Origin of the sequence: Acinetobacter sp. 40AMC3-4, assembly GCF_049898185.1 — a bacterium.
Lineage (GTDB): Bacteria > Pseudomonadota > Gammaproteobacteria > Pseudomonadales > Moraxellaceae > Acinetobacter.
The window spans coordinates 164,853-190,119 of sequence record NZ_JAFCXG010000003.1; the positions used below are offsets into that span (position 1 = coordinate 164,853).

Below are 25,267 nucleotides of genomic sequence, written 5' to 3' on the forward strand. Positions count from 1 at the left end.
TTTATATGCATTTTTTATTTCTTTTGGAACAGATAAATCTGATATTGCGCCAGCAATTCAAACTGATCCTGCTGTTCGAGTGCTAAACGGTGTTCCGGCTTGGCCTTATAAGCATAGGGTGTCATGGCAATCAGGTTTTTTAAATCAGCCTGTGGCAAAACCATTGGCGCACCAATCACCTGCTCACTAACCAGATTAAATTCATCTTGTAACTGCTCAACAAACTTCTGCGGCTCGTGTGGTTTCACTTCTTCAAATAAAGCCTCACGCATAGCATATAAATGTTGTGGGGCCGGTGTCACCACCATCAAATAAGATTTTGGTTTTAGGACTCGCAGGATTTCCTGTTTGGGAATTGGACTAAATAAGCTGGTACACAGATCAATCGACTCATCTAATACTGGTAAAGTCGCTCCAGTTCCTACGACCCAAGTCACCTCTTTATTCAGCTTGGCTGCGACCTGAACCGCATTCTTGGCAATATCGACCCCAACGCATTGCAGCACTTCGGCCTGCATGGCATTGGTGTAATAGCCTTCGCCACAACCAATATCTAAAAGATTCTCAATCCGCAACTCGCGAATCTTTTCCACGACAGCCTGTTGCAAAGGCGCATAATAACCTGCGCTGAGAAATGCACGACGTGCCTGCACAGACTCAGGCGTATCTCCCGGGTTTTTGCTGTGCTTATGCTGAACCACATGCAGGTTCACATAGCCTTGTTTAGCGACATCGTAACTATGATGATTCTCACATCGCCATGTTCTTTCATTTAAGCTCAACTGCTGGCGACAGACTGGGCACATGAGTAAATTCATCATTTTCTCCAAAATAAAAAAGCCGGCATGCGCCGACTTTTTCCAATGCATTTCTTAGCGCAATTTTAAGGTCATTAGACCCAAAACTACCAGCATAATCGTAATAATCCAGAAACGGATCACCACCTGGGTTTCACGCCAGCCTTTCTTTTCATAATGATGATGTAGCGGTGCCATCAGGAATACACGTTTATTGCGCATTCTTAATGAACCAATCTGCAAGAACACTGAAACCGCTTCCACCACAAAGACACCGGCCATAATCGCAAATACGATTTCCTGACGAACCATGACGGCAATCGTACCGAGCATTGCACCGAGAGATAAAGCACCGACATCCCCCATAAATACTTGGGCTGGATGGGCGTTATACCAAAGGAAAGCCAGACCCGCTCCGATCATGGCAGCACAGACCACCACCAGTTCAGACGAATATTTTACATAAGGAATATGCAGATAATTGGCAAAGCGCACGTCACCGGCCAAATAGGCAAATACGCCCAAACCTGTAGCAACCAGCACGATTGGCATGATTGCCAGACCATCCAGACCATCAGTCAAGTTCACGGCATTGGAGGCACCATTAATCACGAAGTAAGTGAAAATAATGAAGCCAATACCCAACGGAATCATCGACAATGGAATGCTTAGGTCTTTAAAGAATGGAATCAGCAGATCCAGCATATTTGCGGTATGCACTGGATTGGTCTGTTGCTGTGCAATGACATACAAAGCAATACCAGCACCCAAAGAACCAACTGAAGTCCAGAAGAATTTTTTCTTCGCAGGCAAACCCGCATTGTCTTTATAACGGATTTTAATCCAGTCATCGGCCCAGCCAACGGCACCGAAAATCACCATCACACCCAGCACAATCCAGACATAAGGATTGGAAAGATCTGCCCAGAGTAGAGTTGAGATACCAATCGAAAGCAGGATCAGCACCCCGCCCATGGTCGGCGTGCCCATTTTCTTAGCATGGTTTTCAGGGGCATACGAGCTGACTGCCTGACCATATTTCAGCGCCTGAAGCTTGCGAATCATTACAGGACCGAGCACCAGACCGATGGTCAATGCCGTCAAGACACTGAGCAAAGCACGTAAAGTTAAATAACGAACCACCTGAAACGTGCTGTCAAAGCCCGCCAAATGTTCAAAGAGCCATAACAGCATTTAGAGTTTCTCCATCAATGCAGCCATCAATGTTTCCATATGGGTAAAACGCGACCCTTTAAACAGGAATGACATCGGCTGAGGTTGATGTGTTTCAATCAAACGAATTAAAAACGGTAATGCCTGCTCCTGATTCAGGAAAGCCTGCATTTTTTTACCATATTGTGTACTACGAGCACCTTCTTGTGCGGCAGGCGCAAATTCACCTACAGCCACCACAAAATTAATGCCTTTCACCGAGACCAGATCCCGACCGAGCTTGTAATGCTCGATTGCGGCAGATGAACCGAGTTCACCAATATCGCCGGTGACCATCACCCGGATGCCCTGCTGCTGCGCCAGAACTTCAGCCGCTGCACGCATCGAACCCGGATTGGCATTGTAGGTGTCGTCAATAAATAAATAGTCTTTGTACGGAATAAAGTTCAGACGACCTTTCGCACCCACGGCCTGTTCCAGACCGGCCACGATATCATCCAGACCAATACCGATCGCCAAGGCAAATGCAGCGGCAGCTGTGGCATTTTCGACATTATGCTCACCGGCAAACGGCAACTGAACTGTTTTCGAGCCTTGTGGCGTATTCAGGGTAAAGCTTGAAGATTGAGCTTCAAGGACTACATCGCTGGCATAAACATCACCATTGGTACCAAAACTCAAGCTTTTTTCAGTTCTTACTGCGGCACGAATGGTTTCAGCAAAATCATCTGCAGCAGGAATAATCGAAGTCTCAGAGATATGCGCATAAATCTCGGATTTTGCACGGCAAATTCCGTCACGGCCGCCAAATTCACCTAAATGCGCAGTCCCGATATTAATAATCCCGGCCACATGCGGCTGCACCATTTTCGAGGTGTAATCAATTTCACCCTGATGACTCGCACCGAGTTCTATCACCGCATATTGATATTCAGGACGGAGCTCCAGCAACATTACCGGCACGCCGAGGTCATTATTCAAATTACCACGCGTAACCAAGGTCGGTGCCAGACGCGACAGAATGCTTCCCAGCATTTCTTTAGTCGTGGTCTTGCCACTACTGCCGGTCAAGGCAATGACTTTGAGCTGAGGATTCTGCTGACGGCGATAAGCACCTAACAATCCCAATGCCAGACGGGTATCTTCTACCACCAACTGGCAAATATCAGTATCCATCGGACGGCTGACAATGGCAATGTCACAACCTTGAGCCGCCACTTGCGCAATAAAGTCATGCGCGTCAAAACGCTCGCCTTTCAGCGCAAGAAAAGCATCACCTGATTCTGCATCACGTGAATCAGTCAAAATCCGCTTGATCTGGCCTGCAGGCTTTTCATCATTCAGCCAGTAGCCTTGAGTAGCCTGCTGTAATTGTTCTACGCTCCACGGCTCCAGCGCCACAGTACTTGTTGTTGAGGTATGCATATCTGAATCCTAATGCGCTGAATAGGCGGTATCTGTGTTGCAATGCTGGCCATCAATCGCAGCCTGCACTTCGACCACGTCATCAAACCAGTGACGTACGCCATCAATTTCCTGATAATTTTCGTGCCCTTTTCCTGCGATCACGACAATATCACCCGCCTGCGCGTGTTTAACCGCAAACTTGATCGCTTCACGACGGTCATGAATTTCATGATAGGTTTTGCCGGAAAAGTCGATATCATTTTTCATATCAGCAAAAATTTGTGCCGGATCTTCGGTCCGCGGGTTATCAGAAGTGAGTACTGCAATATCCGAACCGTCTAAAGCAGCTTGGGTCATCAGTGGACGTTTACCGCGGTCACGGTCGCCGCCACAACCGAAGAGTGCCCAGAGATTTTTCGAGACATGCCGCTTTAAGGTCACCAGAACCTGTGTCAGGGCGTCTGGGGTATGGGCATAATCCACCACAAACAGACGTTCGCCATCACGCAACACCTGCATCCGACCGGGCGCACCTTTGAGCTGTGGCACAGTTGCAATCAAACTTTCCAAGTCAAATCCGGCCTGTTCCGCCATGATCAGACTGGCGACCAGATTTTCAATATTGAAATGTCCCAGCAATGGACTGTTAACCACATATTCAGCAGAAGCAGTTTTTAGTTTAAAGGTCGCACCTGAAATGCTGTACTGAATATCCTGAACCTGATAATCCGCTTTTTGTGTGGTGGAATAAGTCAAAATTTTAGGCTGTGCCGGATTGTTTTTCGCAGCATCCAGCATGATCTGTGCATGCTCATCATCAATATTGATGACAGCCACTTTTAAAGATTCAAACCGGAATAAACCAGACTTTGCTTCTGCATAAGCTTGTAGCGTTCCATGATAATCCAGATGGTCACGACTCAAATTGCTGTAGCCTGCAATCTCGATATCACAACCATTCAAGCGGCCTTGTTCCAGACCATGCGAACTAGCTTCAATCGAGGCAAACTTCGCACCGGCCTGCGCATAGCTATGCAAGGCATTTTGCAATTGCAAGGCATCCAGGGTGGTATGCGAAGATGCTTCCAGATTTGGCAGAATGCCGTTACCTGTAGTGCCCATCACTGCACAAGCTTTGCCTTGCAGCATGATGAATTCAGCCACCAAGCGAGAAATCGTGGTTTTACCGTTGGTGCCGGTGACTGCAAGAATACGCGCAGCCGTAACGGGTTGGGTTGCTTGCAAATACTGCTTTTGCCATTGCCCCATTAGATGACGTACATCTGCTACCACCAAATTTGGAGATACATCCAGTTCAGTTTCTGAAATCACAGCTAATGCACCCTGCTCTAAGGCTTTCTGGGCAAATTGAGCAGTTTTTTCCGATTGTGACAGGCTGGTCAGGCCAATAAAAATCTGTCCTGGTTTAACTTTACGACTATCCAGCTCGAAGCCCTGAAAGGATTGCTTCATCCAGTCAGCGACATCGTGAGGGGTGTAGAGATCTTGAAATGTAATAGACATTGATCACCTATTTACTGGACTTTGGGAGGTTCTAAAGGTTTGTCCAGAGGGACATTCAGCAGACGCAAGGATTCCTGCATCACGCGGGCAAAGACTGGTGCAGATACCGTACCGCCATAGTAAGTGCCTTGTGGATTTTCTACTACCACCACCATGGCAATCCGTGGGTCACTGACTGGTGCTACGCCGGCAAATAAAGCCCGGTATTCACTGGTTGAATAACCTTTACGGTCGGCACGCAATTTATGTGCAGTACCGGTTTTACCCGCCACGCGATAGCCTGGAATGGTGGCACGAGTCGCCGTACCCCCCGGCAAGGTTGCAGTTTCCATCATCAGCAGGACCTGATCGGCAATCTTGGCATCGATCATCTGTTCACCCTGCGGCTGCTCTTCCAGCTTGTACAGGCTCAGCGGCATTTTCACGCCTTTATTGGCCAACATGGCATAGGCATCGGCCAGTTGTAACACGGTGGCGTTCAGACCATAGCCATAAGACATAGTCGCCACTTCTGATACATTCCATTTGCTTGGTGGAAGAATCAAACCGGCACTTTCCCCCGGGAATTTCACTGCTGAACGCTGACCAAAACCCAGACGTTTATAGAAGGTTGGTAAGGTTTCATACGGCAGCGACAAGGCCAGTTTCGCCACACCAACGTTAGAGGATTTCTGGATAATGCCACCCAAGGTCAACTGACCATAGTTATGCGTATCACGAATGGTATGATTACCGACCCGCATACTGCCCGGTGTGGTATTCACCACTGAATTCGCCGTATATTTGCCACTTTCCAAGGCCATCGCTACAGTCAGCGGCTTCATGGTCGAACCCGGCTCGAAAGAATCGACTGCACCGCGGTTACGCATCGCATCCTTATTGAGCAGGCTGTTTTTATCATTCGGGTTATAGGATGGCCATGATGACAGCGCCAGAATTTCACCGGTTTTGACATCTACCGCAATCGCAGTCGCTGAACGGGCATTATTGGCAACTCCGGCCGCAGTCAGCTCACGGTACATGATATATTGCAGACGTGAGTCGATACTTAAGGTAATATTTTCGCCCGGTTCAACTTCTTTAATCACTTCCGGTTCTTTGACCCGATTGCCTTTTTTATCGCGAATGATCTGCTGCTCGCCATCCTTGCCGGAAAGACGGCTATTCAGCTGCATTTCCAGACCTTCAATGCCGCTGCCTTCGCTATTGGTCAGGCCAATAATCTGAGAGTTCGGCTGTGGCTGCGGATAATAACGTTTATAGTTTTTCTCGGTATACACACCCTGAAAATTACGTTTCATGATCAGTTCGGCCTGTTGTGGCGGAACTTCTTTTTTCAGGATCAGATAACGTGAACGCGGACGTTCTTCCATTTTTTTGCGCAGTTCTGCCCGATCCATACCGACTGCATCAGCCAGCTCATCCAGATTCAGGTTTTTATCCGGTAGCTGACGTTTGAGCTTGCGGCTATTCGGTTCTTTTTCCAGCGCCAGCATGGTCTCGTCATAGAGTTTTTTATTGTCAAAATAATCACGTGGATCAATCACAATTTTCATGATCGGAGTACTGATCGCCAATGGAATGCCATTACGATCATAAATCACGCCACGCATCGCCTTGATGGTATTGGTTCTTAAAATATTGGCATTGGCTTTATTTTGCAAAAAATCTTTATTAATAATCTGTACATAGAAAGCACGGCAAATCAGTGTCACAAAACACAGCAGCACCACCGCCCACATGATGTAAAAACGATTGATATAAACATTTGAGGCATTTTTGTCGGTGACCGATTGTTTTTTACGTACCGGTTGCTTCTTTCTCTTGTCTACCATGTCGGAACGCTAGCCTTATTTTTTCTCATCTGAAGTTTGTGGTAAGGAAATCACGACACTTTGTGAAACCGGAGGTGAATACATACGCAGCTGTGTCACTGCACGCGTACCGATCTGTGCCGTCGCGCCGAAAGTTTGCTGCTCAATCAGCAAACGCCCCCACTCTGCATTCAGGTCATCCCTTTCACGCAGATAGGTACTCAGCTTTCTGTTATCCTGACGGTATTCAAATACCTGAAATACCACAAATACTGCACTGATGAAGACCATCAGTATCAGCATGAGATAGATTGTAACTTTTTTCAGCCACAATTTTTCTGTTTTTTTATCAACCACTTCCGTTTTCATGATCTGCCTATTAAGCTAAACGTTCTGCTACCCGCAGCCATGCGCTACGTGAACGAGGATTGGCTTTGACCTCCTCATCACTGGCTTTAACACGAGAAACTTTCTTTAAACGTCGCGTATCTTTCTGTTGTTGTGGCATTCCCCAGCCTGAATCTTCTTCAAGCGTTGACTCTTTTTGAATAAATTGTTTAATCAAACGGTCTTCCAGTGAATGGAAGCTAATCACCGCCAAACGTGCTTCAGGTTTCAAGATTTCAACGGCCTGAGGCAAGAAGATTTCAATATCTTCTAATTCCTTATTAATAGCAATACGAATCGCCTGGAAAGTACGGGTCGCAGCATGCTTATTTTTTTCCCATTTCGGGTGTGCTACTTTTACAATCTCAGCCAGCTTTGCCGTGGTATCAATATATCCGGCAGCCTTAATTGCCTTGGCAATACGGCGACTATAACGCTCTTCACCATATTTAAAAATGATATTCGCCAGCGCTTCTTCTTCAATCTGGGTCAGCCATTCTGCTGCGGTCGGACCTTGCGAGTTGTCCATACGCATATCCAGCGGGCCATCTTTCATAAAACTGAAACCACGTTCAGCTTGATCCAGTTGCGGTGAAGAAACACCGAGATCCGCCATTAACCCATCGACCTGTTCAATGCCCAACTCAGCCAATGCATCTTTCAGATCAGCAAAGCTGGCATGAATAATTTTAAAACGTGAATCTTCTTGTTCGAGTTCAGCCGCTACAGCCAGTGCTTGCGGATCTTTATCAAAGGCATAGACACGTGCATTTTCATCTAATTTGGACAGCAATAAACGCGTATGTCCACCACGGCCAAAGGTTCCATCCACATAAGTTCCCGTATTGCGACCCGCCAACAAGGCATCAATCGTTTCGTGAAGTAATACAGAAATATGTGACATAAAAACTCAATCAATAGGGGGAAAAATTTAACTGCACATTATCACCCTGTTTAGGCAAAGCTCCAAACGACTTTTTGTAGATAAATATTACTTTCCATAGAGAAAACCGTTTTAGCATTTTTCTCATACAAAAAAGCCTCCAGTTTTGGAGGCTTTTTTCAATCTAGATAACTTCGCAGATCAATTAACGTTTGCTGTTATAAATCTGGTCGAAAATTGCACCATTCACAAAATGGGTTTTCTGTGCATTGGCCCAACCACCAAAGACTTCATCAATGGTAAAGGTTTTGATTTTCGGGAACTGTGCTGAATATTTGGCTAATACTTTTTCATTACGTGGACGATAGAAATGTTTAGCTGCCATTTCCTGACCCAACGGTGAATACAGGTAATTGATATAACCTGTTGCTAACCATTTATTGCCATTTTTCTCCACGGTACGATCCACAATCGCCACTGACGGTTCAGTCAAAATCGTAATCGATGGATAAACGATATCAAACTTGTTTTTACCCAAGGTTTTTTGCGTGACCAAGGCTTCATTTTCCCAAGTCAGCAATACATCGCCAATCCCACGCTCGGCAAAGGTGGTCATTGAAGCACGTGCAGCAGAATCCATCACTTTCACGTTCTTATAAAGCTTGCCGACAAAGTCCTGTGCTTTGGCTTTATTACCACCTGGCTGTTTCTCGGCATAACCCCATGCAGACAGATATACCCAACGCGGCAAACCACCCGTTTTCGGGTTCGGCGTAATAATTTGCACGCCTGGTTTAGTTAAGTCATTCCAGTCCTTGATGCCTTTCGGATTGCCCTTGCGTACCATGAATACAATCGTCGAGGTATAAGGTGCCGAGTTATGTGGGAATTCCTTTTGCCAGCCCGGCTGAATCTGACCAGATTTCACAATTTCTTCGATGTCATTGGCCAGCGCCAAAGTCACCACATCACCTTTCAAGCCATCGACCACAGAACGTGCCTGTTTGCCCGAACCGCCATGAGACTGCTTGAAATTCACATCCAGACCGGTGCGGTTTTTCCAGTAAGCCCCAAATGATTTGTTAAATTCATCATAGAACTCACGCGTAGCATCATAGGATACATTCAGAAACTGACGGTCTGCTGCTTGTGAAGCAGTCGCGGTCATACCCAAACCAGTCGCCAATAAGGCAGCACTAAATAACGATTTTAATTGAGTTTTCATGGCAGCACAGAGTTTATCTTCATTAGATATAACTATATGAAATAAAATCATTTATCGCAATTCACCCTACAACATCACAACACGATAAAATGAAAGGTTTTTCTGCATTAATATTATGTTTTTAAAAGAAAAATACTATTTATTATTCTACTTATCTCTAATATATAGAATTTTATGCATTAGATATAAAAAAAATGGATAACACTTTAGCCATTTTCCTTATTCTATTTAGACTACCGCTTACTTATCTTTTTTCATTGTAAATCTGGTCATAAATCGCTCCATTCACAAAATGTGTTTTTTGCGCTTTGGCCCAACCACCAAAGACTTTATCAATGGTGAAGGTCTGGATTTTCGGGAACTGAACCGAATATTTGGCAGCGACTTTAGTATCTCGCGGGCGGAAGAAATATTTCGCCGCAAGCTCCTGCCCTTTTGGTGAATATAAATAGTTCAAATAGCCTTTTGCCAGATGGGTAGTGCCATTTTTATTCACGTTTTTATCGACAATCGCTACCGATGGCTCGGCCAGAATTGAAATCGATGGATAAACGATATCGTACTTGTCTTTACCCAGACCTTGGGTCGCCAGCAAGGCTTCATTTTCCCAGGATAAAAGCACATCCCCAATACCGCGCTCGGCAAACGTCGTCAGTGAACCACGGGCACCAGAGTCGAGCACTTTGACATTTTGATAAAGTTTTTTCACCAGCTCTTTGGCTTTCGCATCATTACCGCCGGGCTGTTTCAGTGCATAACCCCAAGCAGAAAGATAGATCCAACGCGGCGCGCCACCGGTTTTCGGGTTTGGGGTAATAATATCTACACCCGCTTTGGTCAGATCATTCCAGTCTTTGATTTGCTTTGGATTCCCTTTACGCACCAAGAATACAATCGTAGACGTATAAGGTGCCGAATTACTCGGAAACTCTTTTTGCCAACCTTTCTCAATTAAACCTGCATTGACGATTTCTTCGATATCATTGGCCAAAGCCAAAGTCACCACATCGGCCTGTAAACCATCGACCACTGAACGCGCCTGCTTGCCTGAGCCACCATGCGACTGTTTAAAATTAACCGTTTGTCCGGTTTTCTGCTTCCAGAACTTGCCAAATTCTTCGTTATATTCCTGATAAAATTCACGGGTCGGGTCATAAGAGACATTCAGGAAATCTTTGGCAATGGAATTCTGTACTGCTGTTCCCACTGAAATTGTCAAGATTGCGGATGCTATTATTTTTTTCATTTGATGTAACTCATTGTTTATATGACCTGCACTATACAAATCAAAAATAAACATAACAATCATGTATTTATAACAATACCTACAATCTATTTCTGATTTTGAGATATCTTTTAACAATTAAATCCGGATACATATTCTGCTAGAAAAGTAATCTTCTGCTACAATATAAGACAGTTCTTCACGTTCTCTTCACAGTTGTCTGTTAAAAATAGGCCACCAAAACAGGAAATTACGATTTTTGGTAATTTTCCACAGAGTTATATTATTTATTTTGTAAAAAATGTGACTTGGTTCTACTTCTTTATGATCAACTGTGATTAAATTGTAGACAGAGTATTAAAAAAACATTTTTAACAAAATAAAACCAACCAGAAGTAAGGAGGAAGTTTGGATATGAAATTTACATTATTCACAGCCAGCATCCTAAGCCTGATTATTTTGTTCTCGATTCAACTCGGTCATGCCGTCGTTGTGAAGACAGACTTGCCGAAGCCTGCAGTAAGCACTGTTGAAAGCAAGACTTCGCCGATTGAAAAAGCGATTCAGCAACAAAAAACTGAAAAAACACTTCAAACAGAAGATAATCTAAAAGTCTTGACTGCATTTAAAGTCGCACCTTCGCAAAATTTCTTTGCAGAACAGAATTACCGCTTCACCCGCTTTGTCCAAAGTATTTTTTCGAGTGCTCATTCTTAATCAGCATCAACAGCGCTGAATATTCCCGGATTTAAAAGCCACATCATTCAATGTTGAATAAAGCATTAAGTGATGTGGCTTTTTCGCTATAATAGCTGCAATTTTATATCTAAGATTAGATCCGGCTATGACTGTTCGTACTCGTATTGCACCTTCTCCTACTGGTTTTCCGCATGTAGGTACTGCCTATATCGCCTTGTTTAACTTATGTTTTGCTAAACAGCATGGTGGTGAATTCATTCTTCGTATTGAAGATACTGACCAACTGCGCTCAACGTCTGAATCTGAAAAAATGATCCTGGATTCATTGCGCTGGTTGGGTCTGAACTGGTCTGAAGGTCCTGATGTCGGTGGCCCGCATGCGCCGTATCGCCAGTCAGAACGTATGGATATCTATAAAAATTATGCCTTGGAACTGGTAGAGAAAGGCCATGCTTTCTACTGTTTTGCAACTGCAGAAGAACTAGATCAAATGCGTGCAGAACAGCAGGCACGTGGTGAGTCGCCACGTTATGATGGTCGCGGTCTGAATCTCACTCAAGAAGAAGTTGAGCGTCGTTTGGCCGCTGGTGAACCACACGTCATCCGTATGAAAGTACCAACCGAAGGCGTATGTAAATTCAATGACATGCTGCGTGGCGAAGTGGAAATTCCATGGGCGCAAGTAGACATGCAAATCCTGCTAAAAACCGATGGCCTCCCAACCTACCATTTAGCAAACGTAGTAGATGATCATTTGATGCAAATCACCCACGTAATTCGTGGTGAAGAATGGATTCCATCTGCGCCGAAACATCAGTTACTGTATCAATATTTCGGTTGGGACATGCCGGTACTATGCCACATGCCACTGCTGCGTAACCCGGATAAATCTAAGCTGTCTAAACGTAAAAACCCGACCTCAATTAACTACTATAGAGACATCGGTGTACTACCTGAAGCCTTGTTGAACTACCTAGGTCGTATGGGCTGGTCAATGCCAGATGAAAGTGAAAAATTCACTCTGGCAGAAATGATTGAACATTTTGATATCAAACGTGTATCACTTGGTGGTCCGATCTTTGATGTCGAGAAACTAAACTGGTTAAACGGTCAATGGATCAAGGCACTCAGCCCGGCTGAACTTCTAGACACATTATTGGCCTGGAAAGCAGATCGTGCCAAGTTAGAAGAAATTGCGGCTGCGATTCAACCGCGTATTAACCTGCTGTCTGAAGCAGTAAATTGGTCTGCGCATTACTTCAACCACTTCCCGACCCTGTCTAAAGAACAGTTTGAAAGCAAGAAACTGTCGGATGAACAGGTACGTCAAAGTCTTCAATTCGCAATTTGGCGTTTAGAAAGCCTGTATACTTGGAATAACGACACGGTGAGCCAGACCTTGATGGACTTGGCGACACAGATGGAAATCAAGTTACGTGATTTCATGCCTGCGTTCTTTATTGCGATCGCCGGTTCGACTGCGTCTACACCCGTGATGCAAACGATGGTGACCATTGGTCCTGATTTAACCTTTGCACGTTTACGTCATGCGCTGGAAATTGTCGGTGGTCCAAGCAAAAAAGAGCTGAAAGTCTGGGAAAAACTCAATGAAAGCTTAAAGTTGCCGAAAAATGAAGCAGTTGATCAAGCTTAATTAATTTTTGTGTTGACGTGTGAGCGCGATATCCCTAATATAGCGCTCACACAGACTGGGGTCATAGCTCAGTTGGTAGAGCGCTACAATGGCATTGTAGAGGTCAGGAGTTCGATCCTCCTTGACTCCACCAAATCAAGTCTTGCTTTAGCTGTGTTATTTGCCTCAATTGTCCCTATCGTCTAGAGGCCTAGGACATCGCCCTTTCACGGCGGTAACCGGGGTTCGAATCCCCGTAGGGACGCCATATTCAAGATGACCATAATATATTATGGTCATCTTATAAAAAACCCAAGCATTGCGACTTGGGTTTTTTATTGCCTGTATATTTTATGTTGGGCAATATTTCGGTTTCTTCGCATCTTCCGATAAAATAATCAGTAATTTAGAATTTTGGAGTTGTAATGCAATATCGTTGCCCTAAGTGTCAAAGCCCGAAAATCATGCCAGTGGCCCAGCCAGGTCAAGCAGCTCCACGTCCAGTGGTTCCTAAAAGCTTAATGTTTCTGGTTCCTGCCCTGTTCCTGTTGCTATTGCTGGTGATTATTAGCATCGCGATGTGGATTTTTGGCGATGGTGCAGGTACCACTTTACAGACTGCGACTGTGATCGTCTTTATTCTTTCTTTGATCGCAGGCTTTATGTTCTATAAGGACTTACCTGATTTTAAAATTTCAATGCAGGCATTCATGCAAACCCAAAAGAAATGGAAATGCCGTGAATGTAATCATGAGTGGGAAATCTAATTTACCCTCCACCATATAATAAACATAAAAAAACCAGCCCTGAGGCTGGTTTTTTTATTTACAAAAGTCGGAGATGATTAAACACCGATTTTGCGATATTTTTGACGCTTCGCTACAAGATCATCACCATCACGCTTACGGCGATATTCTTCAAACTCAGCATAGTTACCGGTGAAGAATTCAGGTGTTTCACCTTCGAATGACAAGATGTGCGTTGCAATACGGTCCAGGAACCAACGGTCATGCGAGATCACCATCACAGTACCTGGGAATACCAGAATGGCATCTTCAAGTGCACGCAAGGTTTCGATATCCAAGTCGTTTGATGGTTCATCGAGTAGGATAACGTTTGCGCCCATTTGCAGGATTTTCGCAAGTTGTAAACGGTTACGCTCACCACCTGACAATTGACCTACGCGTTTTTGCTGATCTTGGCCTTTAAAGTTAAAGCGACCGATATACGCACGAGATGCGATTTCGTAATCACCAATCTTCAAGATATCTAAACCACCAGACACTTCTTCCCAAACAGTTTTGTTGTTGTCTAGCGTGTCACGGATCTGACCGACATAAGCCACTTTAACCGATTCACCCAGCGTTACCGTACCGGTATCTGGTTGCTGTTCACCAGTCATCATACGGAATAGCGTGGTTTTACCTGCACCGTTCTCACCCACGATACCCACAATTGCAGCAGGTGGTACTGTGAACGTTAAATCTTTGTACAGTAAGCGATCACCAAACGATTTGCTGATGCCTTCAACTTCTACAACCTTGTTGCCCAGACGTGGGCCAGGTGGAATGTAGATTTCAGAGGTTTCGTTACGTTGCTGGAATTCGCGTGAGTTAAGCTCTTCAAAACGCTCCATACGCGCCTTGTTTTTCTTTTGCTGACCTTTGGCATTTGAACGAACCCATTCAAGTTCTTTTTTCAATGCTTTAGCAAAAGATTCTTCCTGCTTGTTCTCTTGCTCTAAACGGGCATTTTTTTGCTCAAGCCAAGAAGAGTAGTTACCTTGATACGGAATACCCATACCACGGTCAAGCTCAAGGATCCATTCTGCAACGTTATCCAGGAAGTAACGGTCATGCGTAATCGCAACGATGGTACCCGGGAAGTCTTTCAAGAAACGTTCCAACCAAGATACAGATGAAGCATCTAAATGGTTCGTCGGTTCATCGAGAAGCAACATGTCTGGTTTAGACAGAAGTAAACGGCAAAGTGCCACACGGCGGCGTTCACCACCTGAAAGCTTAGATACATCTGCATCCCAAGCAGGCAAGTTCAATGCTGCAGCTGCTTGATCCATCTGGTTCGCAAGGTTATGCGCATCCCAAGTCTGGATAATCGCTTCAAGCTTCTCTTGCTCTTTCGCAAGTGCATCGAAATCCGCATCTTCTGCTGCATATTCAGCAAAGACTTCATCCAGACGTGCCAAGGCATCAAGCGGTTCACGTAAACCATCTTCGACGTTACCACGAACGTCTTTAGTTTCATCTAAAGGTGGTTCTTGCTCAAGATAACCGATTTTTATACCCGGTTGCGCACGTGCTTCACCAGAGAAATCTTTATCTACGCCCGCCATAATACGAAGCAAGGTAGATTTACCTGCACCGTTTAAACCAAGCACACCAATTTTAGCGCCTGGGAAAAATGATAAGGAGATGTCTTTCAGGATTTCGCGCTTAGGCGGAACCATCTTCGACACTCGGTTCATCGTGTAAATATATTGGGCCACGTAGGACTCCTCAACTGAAAAACCAAATGGGGTTAAAACAACCACCCCAGCTCAAAAATGAGCGAAAAAATAATCGGCTATTATACGCAGAAAGCTGCGAAAACATAAGCCATTGCCATGAACTTCAATGCATTGTTACAAGTTTATTGATGATGTTTTTTTAAACAGTTGTTTTCAGTAAAATAAACGACTCAAATCCAGGTCGATATATGAATATTTCATATATTTATTTCAATAAAATTGCACTTTTACTCATATGTGAAAATGCTACACTCAAGCCATAAACTTAAACAAGAAGATCAAACAGAATGAGTTATAAAGCAGAAACCCTTGCGATTCATGCAGGTTATACCCCAGAAGCAACCACCAAAGCTGTGGCAGTGCCGATTTACCAAACCACGTCTTATGCCTTTGACAATACTCAACATGGGGCCGATCTCTTTGATTTAAAGGTTCAGGGCAATATCTATACCCGAATTATGAACCCGACCACTGCGGTTCTGGAACAACGTGTCGCAGCACTGGAAGGTGGAATTGGCGCGCTGGCTTTGGCCTCTGGCATGGCTGCGATTACTTATGCGATTCAGACCATTGCGGAAGCGGGTGACAACATTGCTTCTGTGTCAACGCTATATGGCGGTACCTATAACCTCTTTGCCCATACCCTACCAAAACAGGGCATTGAAGTCCGTTTCTTTGATTATGAAAAGCCGGAAAGTCTGCGTGACTTGATTGATGAAAAAACCAAACTGGTCTTTGTCGAATCGATTGGTAATCCACTGGGTAATATTATTGATCTGGAAGCCATTGCTAAAATTGCACATGAATATGGCGTACCGGTGATTGTCGACAATACCGTTGCCACCCCAGTACTACAAAAATCTTTCGACTTTGGTGCGGATATTGTGGTGCATTCCCTGACCAAATATATCGGTGGTCATGGCAATTCCATTGGCGGCATTATTGTGGATAGCGGCAAATTCCCGTGGGGTAAATATCCTGAACGTTTCCCTGCCCTGAATACGCCTGATCCAAGCTACCATGGCGTGAACTATGTCGAAGTTTTGGGGGAAGCAGCATATATCGCACGTGCGCGTGTAGTGCCACTGCGTAATACCGGCGCTGCGATCAGTCCGCAGAATGTGTTTTTGATTCTGCAAGGTCTGGAAACTTTAAGCTTGCGTATGGAACGTCATACCGAAAATGCACTGAAAGTCGCTGAATATCTGCAAAAACATCCTAAAGTGAAATGGGTCAATTACGCCGGCCTGAAAGATCACCCACAGCATGCCTTGGCACAGAAATATGTGAAAGGTAAACCTTCTGCCATTCTGACCTTTGGGGTAGAACATAGTCTCGAAGGCGGCACACGTTTTATTGATGCCCTGCAATTGTTCACCCGTCTGGTCAATATCGGCGACGCTAAAAGTCTGGCCTGCCATCCGGCGACTACTACGCATCGTCAGCTCAATGCCGAAGAGTTAAAATCGGCAGGCGTCAGTGAGGATATGGTGCGTTTATCCATTGGGATTGAACATAGTGATGACCTGATTGCCGATCTGGAACAGGCGCTGGCGGCCGTTTAAAAAGGTGCCCGAGCCGCTTCGAAACCTCATCATTTTGGTGAGGTTTTTTTATTTATTTTCTAAAACAGCCACTTGCTTTACTTTTTATTTTCATGTTAAAAGTTAAATGAAAGAGTGAACACAAATAGAGCAATTACTCTAATTTTTATTTTAATTTCAATACTTTAATTTATAGATTTTCCTGAAGAATTGGTTATCATATCTGGACTCACCTTCGCTCTCATCTTCTGTTAGAGCGCCATAGACCTTTAATAAAAATAATTTGAACGCTGACTTCAAATTAGGGATAACAAACGTGAAAACTAGACTACACAAACAACTGGAAAAACGTGTTGCAGGTAAAACCGTCCTGATTACCGGTGCATCCAGCGGTATTGGTTTAACGACAGCACATCAACTGGCTGATGCAGGTGCCCATGTTTTACTGGTGGCCCGTACTCAGGAAACCCTAGAACAAGTAAAATCAGAAATTGAAGCCAAAGGCGGCAAAGCCTCAATCTTTCCATGTGATTTAAACAATATGGAAGCGATTGATGAAGTTTCCAAACAGATTATTGCCTCAGTCGATCATATTGATATTCTGATCAATAATGCAGGACGTTCGATTCGCCGTGCCGTACATGAGTCGGTAGATCGTTTTCATGATTTTGAACGTACCATGCAGCTGAACTATTTCGGCGCGGTGCGTCTGGTGATGAATATCCTGCCGCAAATGATGATTCGTCGCGCGGGTCATATTATTAACATCAGTTCGATTGGCGTACTGGCCAATGCCACCCGTTTTTCGGCCTATGTCGCATCAAAAGCTGCGCTGGACGCCTTTAGCCGCTGCCTGTCTGCAGAAGTGCATTCGCATAAAATCGCAATCACGTCGATCTATATGCCTTTGGTGCGCACCCCGATGATTGCGCCGACCAAAATCTATAAATATGTACCGACGCTTTCTCCGGAACAGGCGGCTGACCTGATTGCCTATGCGATTGTGAAACGTCCGAAGAAAGTGGCGACCGGTTTGGGCCGTCTGGCTTCCATTACCTATTCAATTGCACCGGATATCAACAATGTCTTGATGTCGATTGGCTATAACCTGTTCCCAAGTTCAACTGCATCTGTGGGTCAGCCACAAAAATTAAACTTGGTGCAAAAAGCATATGCACGTCTGTTCCCGGGCGAACACTGGTAATTTTTCATACGGATAATTGAATCACAATACGAGCCGCCAACCAGGCGGCTTTTCTCTGTCTCATTTTTGCAAGATCTGAAATAAAGTGGACTGATTTAAAAAACCACGACACAGCCTGTCCTGATCAACACAGATTTTTGCCGCAAATGCTGCGAGATCACGTACACTATCAGCGGATATTTCCTATCCGTATTTTTATATTTTGATTGAAATGATGGAAACCCTTATGAACAACGCGCAATGGCTCGATGAAGTAAAATTTAACGAACAAGGATTAGTCCCTGCCATTGCCCAGCATCATCAAACTGGACGTGTGTTGATGGTAGCCTGGATGAACCGTGAAGCTTTGGCTTTAACTGCCGAAAAAAATCAGGCAGTGTATTTCTCTCGTTCACGCAGCAAGTTATGGCATAAGGGCGAAGAATCAGGACATTTTCAGACCGTACATGAAATCCGTCTGGACTGTGATGCCGACGTGATTGTGCTGCAAATTGAACAGCATGGTGGTATTGCCTGCCATACCGGCCGTGAATCATGTTTCTATCGCAAGCTCACGCCAATGGGCTGGGAAATTGTCGATGCACAGCTGAAAGATCCGTCTGCGATTTATGGTGAAAAATCCACGAATCCGCATACGCTGGCGATGCAAGCGTCAACCGCGCAATCTGAGCAGGTCGAAGTCCTGTCTTATCTGGGCCAGATGATGGCAGAACGCAAACAGGCCGATCCGGACTCCTCTTATGTGGCCAAGCTGTATCATAAAGGCCTGAACAAGATTCTGGAAAAAGTCGGTGAAGAAAGCTTTGAAACCGTGCTGGCAGCCAAAGACTTTGATCAGGACGCTTCGGCAGACCATAAAAATGATCTGATCTATGAAGTGGCAGATCTGTGGTTCCATACCATCGTGATGCTGGGTTATTTCGACCTGGATGTGCAATTGGTATTAAATGAACTGGCACGCCGCCAAGGCTTGTCCGGTCTGGTCGAAAAAGCCAACCGTCAGCATTAAGCCTTGAATTCATCTGTGTCTGATTTAAAAAAACCGACCGCGACCTATGAGCAGGCCACTGCCATTGATAACGCACGTCTGGGCAAATCCTTTAAAGTGATTGCCTATGCAGGCACAGGTAAAACCACGACCCTGCAAATGATCAGTGATGCCATGCCACAAAGACGTGGCATGTATCTGGCTTTTAACAAGGCCATTGCCAGTGAAGCACAGGCCAAGTTTCACCGGGGTGTCGATTGCCGTACTTTTCACTCGCTGGCATTTCGCAGTGTTCCACGTGGAGTCACCGACAAACTGCGCTTGCCACGCTTGAGTCCAAGTTTTATTGCCAAAGAATACCGGCTTGAACCGATGACCATGCGCCGTATGATGGGTGGGCGTTATGAAAAATATGTCTTGATGCCTTCGCGTCTGGCAAGTTTGGTTGCCAATGCGGTCGGCTATTTCTGCTCGACCAGTTCGCAATACCCTGCCCCACGGCATATTCAGGCGCCGAGCTGGTTGCATCCGGATGATATCGAGACTTTACAGAAGAAACTTTATCCGGCAGTCGAACGACGCTGGCTAGAGTCGATTGATCCAAATCATCAGGCCGGCATCGGTCATGACATTTATCTGAAGCTCTGGGCGCTGTCCGAGCCAAATATCCCGGCCGATTATGTACTATTCGATGAAGCTCAGGATGCCGATCCCTTAATGCTGGGAATTCTACTGAAACAGCGCAGCACCCAGGTGATTTATGTCGGAGACGCGCATCAGCAGATTTATGCCTGGCGTGGCGCAGTCAATGCCATGCAGCAACTGCCCTTACCTGAATCGCGCCTGACCACCTCATTTCGTTTTGGTCCTGAAATTGCCCTGAATGCCAATGCCATTTTAGGTGCCTTAAATGAAACTGTGCCTTTACTCGGCAATCCGCAATTAGACTCTAAAGTCGTGAATAAACCGCATACCAAAATGCGCGATGCAATTTTATGCCGGACCAATGCTCGTGCAATGGAATTGTTATTAGCGGGTTTAGTTCGTGGCGATAAAGTCAGCCTGCAAGCCGATCACGTCAAACTGAATCGTTTTGTCGATGCGGCTGCCATGCTGAAACAGGGCAAACGTGTGGTTGATGTGCCGGAACTGGCCTGGTTCAACTCCTGGCATGATGTCCATGAATACTGTGAAACTAATGAAGGCAGTGACATCAAGCCACTGGTCAAACTGGTGGACGAACATGGCACCGATCCGCTGAAAAAAGCTCTGGCTAAAATCACACCAATTGCCCAGGCCGACTATATTATTTCCACGGCACACAAGGCCAAAGGTCTGGAATGGGATCGGGTTCATATTGAAGATGACTATCAGTTTAAGCTGAATGAAAAAGACCATAAAATTAGTGATGAAGAATTAAGATTACTTTACGTGGCCTGTACACGTGCTAAAGTGAGTTTAAATATTCATCACATTTATGACCTGATTCAGCAACTGAAAATCAAGATGCCGCAGTCGCTTCGGCAGGCAGTCGGTTAAAGTGCATGGCATGGATGTAAACATCATGGGACAGGTGATCTATGCACATCCAAGCGTTTCAACTGAAACACACACTGCATTTTTCCGACATTCAGCTTCAGTTTAATTATCCGCAATGCCCGGCCACCTTGATTCTGGGCAATCAGGGAACTGGCAAAACTACGCTTTTACGTTTTAGCTATCAGGCACTGACCTGGTTTGCAGCCCGTTATCGCGACAGCCGTGCTGCAGGTCTGGTGATGCAAGATCAGGACATCATGCAAAACCGGCTGCAATCCAAAATTGACATCCGGATTGGTTTTCCTGAAGAGATGGGCAGCTTGCCAGAATCCAGTCAGTCTGAGCCTGCGAACCTACAAAGCTGTTCATGGCAAATCTACAAGACCCTAAACAGTCAGGGTCTGGGTTTTAGCAAAGCAGAAACCTCACAGCTTGAAAGCATGCTCAGCCTGTATCACAAAGCCCGCTTGCACGATCCCCTGCTCGGTTTGCCGCTAATTGCCTATTATCCGGCTGAACGCTTTACCAATGAAGTCAATCTGCTCAGCAAAAATAACCCGGCCATTCTCCAGTCCGCACATGCTTATGAAATCGCTGCGATTCCTTTCACCACCTTTGCCCGTTTTTTTGAATGGTTTCGTGAAATCAGTGATATTGAAAATGCGCAAAGTGCCAAGATTATGGATCAGATTTTGTCGCGTGCCTTGCAGCAGTCTGAAAACATTCGCGCAGATGAACTGGCCCGGCAGATCGAGAAAGCCCAGGCACATCTGCATGCACCGAATCTCACCGCTTTAAAACAGGCTCTGTCACTGATCCTGCCAGAAGTCAGTCAAATTTATTTAAAATATCAGCCCAAGCTGCAATTGATGGTGACCTATCAGCAACAAACTTTCACGTTCCAGCAACTGCCCAACAGTATCCGCAACTGGATTGCGCTGGTGGGTGACATTGTACGGCGGCTTTGTCTGTTGAATACCAACAGTTTATTCCCGTGTCAGGAAGGTACAGGCGTTTTGTTGATTGATGCAATTGATCATCAACTGGATCAGGAGATGGCAGCAGTGATCCTGTCACGCCTGCATCAGGCTTTTCCTAACTTGCAGATTATTGCGACCGGCAACCGGCCTGAATTACTGGAACAGGCGCAAGGCTTTCAATGTCTGAAACTGGAAAATAAACAGCTGCACCCCATTCATCTTGAAAGTATGAAAACCCAGTTTGATCAGATCTACGCAGAGCTGGAATTGCAGCGAAATAAAGATATCTCGCCTGAAGATACTTTACTGGAAACGGTCACCGAACCCATCACACCGCTTGCTGTATTGCAAATGATTCAACAACAGTTAAATCCGGAACAGCAACAAGAATTGCTCGCTTTACTTGCTCAGGAGCATCATCCGACGCTACCTCAGTCGCTCTAAACAGATTCAAAAAAATAAGAGCGACTGTTTGAGTAAACAAGGAAGCCTTTTCAGCATTCTCTTTTTGCCCTGATTAAACTATTTTGAGTCAAATTTACAATCAATGCCTGCAATTTAATCTTAATTTTCGGTCATTTCTGGATGATCTGTTTAAGCATGCAGCGCCTGTTAAATCCGAGCCGGCGTATAATTTATAAGTTCCACATAAAAACGTTGATGTTGTTGTTATCCTGTAATATGATCGGTTTTATTTGCGAATTTCATTGTAAAATCGGAATTTGCTATCGTTTATAAGTTGCGCAATACAACTGTTTTATATTCTTTTTGAATATTCTTTTGGCTTTCAAGATTGAGAAGTTTGGGTCGCTCCTTGGGGTCCTGTAATCCTTGAAAGATAAAGATTCACCTTAGGTTGATCAAAACCTAAATCATGACAATGGATACGAGTGTGCTGCCGATTATTATATTGTTACCGTTAGTATTAGGCACAACCCTTGTCTCGTGGCTGAAGCAATTTTCGCGCGGGGTAACGGCTTTAGGGGCAATTGGTGTCAGCCTCAGCAGTTTCTTATTATTATTGAGTCAGGCGCCCGCCATATTTGATGGTGCAGTGATTACCCAGACCTGGTCCTGGCTGCCCCAGCTCGGCATCGATTTCAGTTTTCGCCTGGATTCTCTGGGACTGCTGTTTGCCTTGCTGATCAGCGGAATTGGTACACTGATTTATATTTATGCCTATTATTATCTCAATCCAAAAAATTCACTGAGCAAACTGTATCTCCTGCTGATGCTATTTATGGCGGCGATGCTCGGAATTTCATTGTCGAATAACCTGATTATCTTATTGATTTTCTGGGAACTGACCAGTATTTCATCTTTCCTGCTGGTGGGTTACTGGAGCAATTACGAAGCGGCGCAACGTGGTTCGCGTATGGCCCTGACCATTACCGGAATGGGTGGTCTGGCGATGCTGGGCGGTTTTGTCCTGCTTGGTCAAATTACCGGCACTTATCAGCTTGACCAAATCCTGACGATGACTGAGCAGATTCAGTCCCATCATTTATTTGTTCCAACCTTGTTGCTGATTTTACTTGGTGCCTTTACCAAAAGTGCGCAGTTCCCGTTCCACTTCTGGTTGCCGAATGCCATGGCTGCACCGACACCGGTCTCTGCCTATTTGCACTCGGCCACCATGGTCAAAGCCGGTTTATTCCTGGTCGCACGTTTGCTCCCGATCTTTGCCGGCGCTGCACTGTTTCATAATATTGTGACCTTTGTTGGTCTGTTTACCCTGTGCATGGCCTCCTTCTTTGCCATTTTTAAGGAAGACCTGAAAGGCTTGCTCGCCTATTCCACCATCAGCCATTTAGGTCTGATCATGTGTCTGCTCGGGATTGGTTCACCATTGGCTGTTGCAGCAGCGATTTTCCACATTATTAACCATGCCACCTTTAAAGCGGCACTGTTTATGATTGCCGGCATCATCGATCATGAATCTGGTACCCGTGACTTACGTAAATTGTCTGGCTTGTGGCAATTACTGCCATTTACCGCCACGCTGACCATGATCACGGCAGCATCCATGGCGGGTGTACCCTTGACCAATGGTTTCCTGTCCAAGGAAATGTTCTTTACCGAACTGGTCGCCAGTTTAAGTGGTCCACTTATGGTCGGCTCTGCTATTGTCGCGACACTGGCCGGGATTTTTGCGGTGGCTTATTCCATTCGACTGGTGCATGGAGTCTTTTTCGATGGTCCGCTAGGCAAACAGGTCCCAAATAAAGATGCACATGAGCCTGCCTTTGGTATGCGCGCACCGGCAACCTTATTGGCAATTTTATGTATTTTAGTCGGTCTATTACCCGCTCTTCTAGTAGAAAAAATTGTCAATAGCACCACTCAAGCGACAACCCAAAATTTTGATTTTGAAGGTACCCATCTGGCGCTTTGGCATGGTTTCAACCTGCCGCTGCTGATGAGTGTGATCGCTCTGCTCGGCGGAATAATCTTTTACTTTTCTCTCGCCAAAGGTGGCGCCTTACGTGAAATCGACTTGGATCCAAAACTGGGCCGCTTACAGGGCCGGGTGCTGTTCGACCTGTTTTTGAAAAATTTGCTGCTGAATTCACGCCGTTTCCGCCGTACCACTGAAAATGGCAAATTACAAAGCTATTTATTGTGGATTGTGATTTTTACCATCGGGCTGGTGGGATTCCCATTACTCAGCAATGCGGTGGGTACGGGTACGCGCGAGCTGACCCATGCTCCTGCCTTGGCGATTATCCTGTGGTTACTGCTGTTCTCCGCCTGCTGGATGCTGCTGTGGTTCCATCATGAGCGCATTAAAGCTGTCCTCATTAGCGGTGCAGTCGGTCTGGTCGTCACCATGGTCTTTATCGGCTTCTCGGCTCCCGATCTGGCGCTGACCCAGATTACGGTCGATGTGGTCACCACTGTTCTGCTACTGATGAGTTTATCTTTACTGCCACAATTAACTCCGTATGAATCGAGCCCGACCCGTCGCTGGCGCGATGCCATTATTGCCTTGGGCGGCGGTCTCGGGATTGCGGCAATTGCCTGGCTGATCATGACCCGTGATCACAATTCCATTTCATGGTTCTTCCTGCAACAGTCCATTCCTCTGGGCGGCGGAACCAATGTGGTGAATGTGATTCTGGTCGACTTCCGTGGTTTCGATACCTTTGGCGAAATTACCGTACTCGGCATTGCAGCCATTGGTGTTCTGAGCCTGATGGATGGCATGCGTGCGCATGGCACCACCATGACCCAAGGACTGACCTATCGTTTTAATCCTTCCCCGCTGATGTTGCGTATTACCGCATCCTGGATTTTGCCGGTCGCGCTGGTAGTCAGCCTGTATATCTTTATGCGTGGCCATAACCTGCCAGGCGGTGGATTCATTGCCGGACTGGTGACGTCACTGGCACTTATTATTCAATATATCGCAGTGGGACAGGACAAAACCGAACAGTTGCTGGGCGCTAAATCCGGTCGTCTCTATGAAATCTGGATTGGAGTCGGCTTAACCATTGCCGGTTTGACCGGTGTCGCGGCCTGGTTCTGGTCACGTCCATTCCTGACCAGTGCACATATTTATGTCTCTCCGCCCATCATTGGAGAAATGCATTTAGCTTCGGCTGCACTGTTTGATGTCGGCGTCTATGTCACTGTTGTCGGTGCGACCATGCTGATGATTTCGGTCTTGGGCGATTCACGTCACTCAAGCATGACTGGCCCCGTACCAAGAGGATAA

19 protein-coding genes and 2 tRNA genes are annotated in these 25,267 nt (G+C 45.6%); 11 read left to right on the forward strand and 10 right to left on the reverse strand.

The window, feature by feature from the left end; all coding sequences use genetic code 11:
- Positions 1 to 14 precede the first annotated feature (14 nt).
- The 9 genes from ACP7BU_RS05660 to ACP7BU_RS05700 form a co-directional block, all read right to left on the reverse strand.
- A complete protein-coding gene (locus ACP7BU_RS05660; protein WP_005265527.1) occupies positions 15 to 818 on the reverse strand; it encodes a putative RNA methyltransferase in 804 nt (267 codons plus the stop codon).
- Between the two features lie 54 nt (positions 819 to 872).
- The gene (gene mraY / locus ACP7BU_RS05665) at positions 873 to 1,991 is read right to left on the reverse strand and encodes a phospho-N-acetylmuramoyl-pentapeptide-transferase (RefSeq protein ID WP_004644946.1); all 1,119 of its coding nucleotides are present in this window, start codon (positions 1,989 to 1,991) and stop codon (positions 873 to 875) included.
- Positions 1,992 to 3,395 (reverse strand): UDP-N-acetylmuramoyl-tripeptide--D-alanyl-D-alanine ligase, encoded by a 1,404-nt coding sequence (locus ACP7BU_RS05670; protein ID WP_425879378.1) that lies wholly within the window; start codon positions 3,393 to 3,395, stop codon positions 1,992 to 1,994.
- A gap of 9 nt (positions 3,396 to 3,404) precedes the next feature.
- Entirely contained in the window at positions 3,405 to 4,901 is a 1,497-nt protein-coding gene (locus ACP7BU_RS05675) for a UDP-N-acetylmuramoyl-L-alanyl-D-glutamate--2,6-diaminopimelate ligase (RefSeq protein WP_425879376.1), read from the reverse strand.
- An 11-nt stretch (positions 4,902 to 4,912) separates the two neighbouring features.
- Positions 4,913 to 6,736, reverse strand: coding sequence for a penicillin-binding protein PBP3 (gene ftsI, locus ACP7BU_RS05680; RefSeq protein WP_005108506.1), 1,824 nt, complete (start codon positions 6,734 to 6,736; stop codon positions 4,913 to 4,915).
- 15 nt (positions 6,737 to 6,751) lie between these two features.
- Complete coding sequence (ftsL, locus tag ACP7BU_RS05685; protein WP_370940785.1) at positions 6,752 to 7,018, reverse strand: cell division protein FtsL; 267 nt, start codon at positions 7,016 to 7,018, stop codon at positions 6,752 to 6,754.
- A 76-nt stretch (positions 7,019 to 7,094) separates the two neighbouring features.
- A complete protein-coding gene (gene rsmH / locus ACP7BU_RS05690) occupies positions 7,095 to 8,006 on the reverse strand; it encodes a 16S rRNA (cytosine(1402)-N(4))-methyltransferase RsmH (protein WP_312586360.1) in 912 nt (303 codons plus the stop codon).
- 184 nt (positions 8,007 to 8,190) lie between these two features.
- The gene (locus ACP7BU_RS05695) at positions 8,191 to 9,210 is read right to left on the reverse strand and encodes a sulfate ABC transporter substrate-binding protein (RefSeq protein ID WP_026055777.1); all 1,020 of its coding nucleotides are present in this window, start codon (positions 9,208 to 9,210) and stop codon (positions 8,191 to 8,193) included.
- A gap of 244 nt (positions 9,211 to 9,454) precedes the next feature.
- Positions 9,455 to 10,456: a sulfate ABC transporter substrate-binding protein gene (locus ACP7BU_RS05700; RefSeq protein ID WP_425879373.1), complete on the reverse strand. Its 1,002-nt coding sequence runs from the start codon at positions 10,454 to 10,456 to the stop codon at positions 9,455 to 9,457.
- A gap of 393 nt (positions 10,457 to 10,849) precedes the next feature.
- Between ACP7BU_RS05700 and ACP7BU_RS05705 the strand changes: the two genes are divergently transcribed.
- The 5 genes from ACP7BU_RS05705 to ACP7BU_RS05725 all read left to right on the forward strand — a co-directional run bounded on the left by ACP7BU_RS05705 (position 10,850) and on the right by ACP7BU_RS05725 (position 13,534).
- Positions 10,850 to 11,152, forward strand: coding sequence for a hypothetical protein (locus ACP7BU_RS05705; protein WP_425879371.1), 303 nt, complete (start codon positions 10,850 to 10,852; stop codon positions 11,150 to 11,152).
- Positions 11,153 to 11,279: 127 nt separating this feature from the next.
- On the forward strand, positions 11,280 to 12,788 hold the full coding sequence (gltX, locus tag ACP7BU_RS05710; protein WP_425879369.1) for a glutamate--tRNA ligase: 1,509 nt from the start codon (positions 11,280 to 11,282) through the stop codon (positions 12,786 to 12,788).
- A 57-nt stretch (positions 12,789 to 12,845) separates the two neighbouring features.
- A tRNA-Ala gene (locus ACP7BU_RS05715) sits at positions 12,846 to 12,921 on the forward strand.
- 38 nt (positions 12,922 to 12,959) lie between these two features.
- Positions 12,960 to 13,035, forward strand: a tRNA-Glu gene (locus ACP7BU_RS05720).
- A 157-nt stretch (positions 13,036 to 13,192) separates the two neighbouring features.
- Positions 13,193 to 13,534 (forward strand): membrane protein, encoded by a 342-nt coding sequence (locus ACP7BU_RS05725; RefSeq protein WP_004281123.1) that lies wholly within the window; start codon positions 13,193 to 13,195, stop codon positions 13,532 to 13,534.
- Positions 13,535 to 13,611: 77 nt separating this feature from the next.
- On the opposite strand, the gene ettA is transcribed toward ACP7BU_RS05725, so the two are convergent.
- On the reverse strand, positions 13,612 to 15,273 hold the full coding sequence (ettA, locus tag ACP7BU_RS05730) for an energy-dependent translational throttle protein EttA (RefSeq protein ID WP_005263915.1): 1,662 nt from the start codon (positions 15,271 to 15,273) through the stop codon (positions 13,612 to 13,614).
- Between the two features lie 308 nt (positions 15,274 to 15,581).
- Here ettA and ACP7BU_RS05735 point away from each other — a divergent pair, with 308 nt between their 5' ends.
- From ACP7BU_RS05735 to ACP7BU_RS05760, 6 genes are all read left to right on the forward strand, one after another.
- Positions 15,582 to 16,859, forward strand: coding sequence for an O-acetylhomoserine aminocarboxypropyltransferase/cysteine synthase family protein (locus ACP7BU_RS05735; RefSeq protein ID WP_425879366.1), 1,278 nt, complete (start codon positions 15,582 to 15,584; stop codon positions 16,857 to 16,859).
- Positions 16,860 to 17,154: 295 nt separating this feature from the next.
- Entirely contained in the window at positions 17,155 to 18,042 is an 888-nt protein-coding gene (locus tag ACP7BU_RS05740; protein WP_004644933.1) for an SDR family NAD(P)-dependent oxidoreductase, read from the forward strand.
- Positions 18,043 to 18,268: 226 nt separating this feature from the next.
- Positions 18,269 to 19,051, forward strand: coding sequence for a bifunctional phosphoribosyl-AMP cyclohydrolase/phosphoribosyl-ATP diphosphatase HisIE (gene hisIE / locus ACP7BU_RS05745; RefSeq protein WP_180037265.1), 783 nt, complete (start codon positions 18,269 to 18,271; stop codon positions 19,049 to 19,051).
- 15 nt (positions 19,052 to 19,066) lie between these two features.
- On the forward strand, positions 19,067 to 20,569 hold the full coding sequence (locus ACP7BU_RS05750; RefSeq protein ID WP_253147983.1) for a UvrD-helicase domain-containing protein: 1,503 nt from the start codon (positions 19,067 to 19,069) through the stop codon (positions 20,567 to 20,569).
- 41 nt (positions 20,570 to 20,610) lie between these two features.
- Complete coding sequence (locus tag ACP7BU_RS05755) at positions 20,611 to 21,993, forward strand: ATP-binding protein (RefSeq protein ID WP_425879362.1); 1,383 nt, start codon at positions 20,611 to 20,613, stop codon at positions 21,991 to 21,993.
- Positions 21,994 to 22,429: 436 nt separating this feature from the next.
- Positions 22,430 to 25,267: a monovalent cation/H+ antiporter subunit A gene (locus tag ACP7BU_RS05760; RefSeq protein WP_425879536.1), complete on the forward strand. Its 2,838-nt coding sequence runs from the start codon at positions 22,430 to 22,432 to the stop codon at positions 25,265 to 25,267.

What these genes read in the sequence shown, in the direction of transcription:
- ACP7BU_RS05660 (WP_005265527.1), bottom strand. Translation starts at nt 818, where the DNA reads ATGAATTTACTCATGTGCCCAGTCTGTCGCCAGCAGTTGAGCTTAAAT.
- mraY (WP_004644946.1), bottom strand. Translation starts at nt 1,991, where the DNA reads ATGCTGTTATGGCTCTTTGAACATTTGGCGGGCTTTGACAGCACGTTT.
- ACP7BU_RS05670 (WP_425879378.1), bottom strand. Translation starts at nt 3,395, where the DNA reads ATGCATACCTCAACAACAAGTACTGTGGCGCTGGAGCCGTGGAGCGTA.
- ACP7BU_RS05675 (WP_425879376.1), bottom strand. Translation starts at nt 4,901, where the DNA reads ATGTCTATTACATTTCAAGATCTCTACACCCCTCACGATGTCGCTGAC.
- ftsI (WP_005108506.1), bottom strand. Translation starts at nt 6,736, where the DNA reads ATGGTAGACAAGAGAAAGAAGCAACCGGTACGTAAAAAACAATCGGTC.
- ftsL (WP_370940785.1), bottom strand. Translation starts at nt 7,018, where the DNA reads ATGCTGATACTGATGGTCTTCATCAGTGCAGTATTTGTGGTATTTCAG.
- rsmH (WP_312586360.1), bottom strand. Translation starts at nt 8,006, where the DNA reads ATGTCACATATTTCTGTATTACTTCACGAAACGATTGATGCCTTGTTG.
- ACP7BU_RS05695 (WP_026055777.1), bottom strand. Translation starts at nt 9,210, where the DNA reads ATGAAAACTCAATTAAAATCGTTATTTAGTGCTGCCTTATTGGCGACT.
- ACP7BU_RS05700 (WP_425879373.1), bottom strand. Translation starts at nt 10,456, where the DNA reads ATGAAAAAAATAATAGCATCCGCAATCTTGACAATTTCAGTGGGAACA.
- ACP7BU_RS05705 (WP_425879371.1), top strand. Translation starts at nt 10,850, where the DNA reads ATGAAATTTACATTATTCACAGCCAGCATCCTAAGCCTGATTATTTTG.
- gltX (WP_425879369.1), top strand. Translation starts at nt 11,280, where the DNA reads ATGACTGTTCGTACTCGTATTGCACCTTCTCCTACTGGTTTTCCGCAT.
- ACP7BU_RS05725 (WP_004281123.1), top strand. Translation starts at nt 13,193, where the DNA reads ATGCAATATCGTTGCCCTAAGTGTCAAAGCCCGAAAATCATGCCAGTG.
- ACP7BU_RS05735 (WP_425879366.1), top strand. Translation starts at nt 15,582, where the DNA reads ATGAGTTATAAAGCAGAAACCCTTGCGATTCATGCAGGTTATACCCCA.
- hisIE (WP_180037265.1), top strand. Translation starts at nt 18,269, where the DNA reads ATGAACAACGCGCAATGGCTCGATGAAGTAAAATTTAACGAACAAGGA.
- ACP7BU_RS05755 (WP_425879362.1), top strand. Translation starts at nt 20,611, where the DNA reads ATGCACATCCAAGCGTTTCAACTGAAACACACACTGCATTTTTCCGAC.
- ACP7BU_RS05760 (WP_425879536.1), top strand. Translation starts at nt 22,430, where the DNA reads ATGGATACGAGTGTGCTGCCGATTATTATATTGTTACCGTTAGTATTA.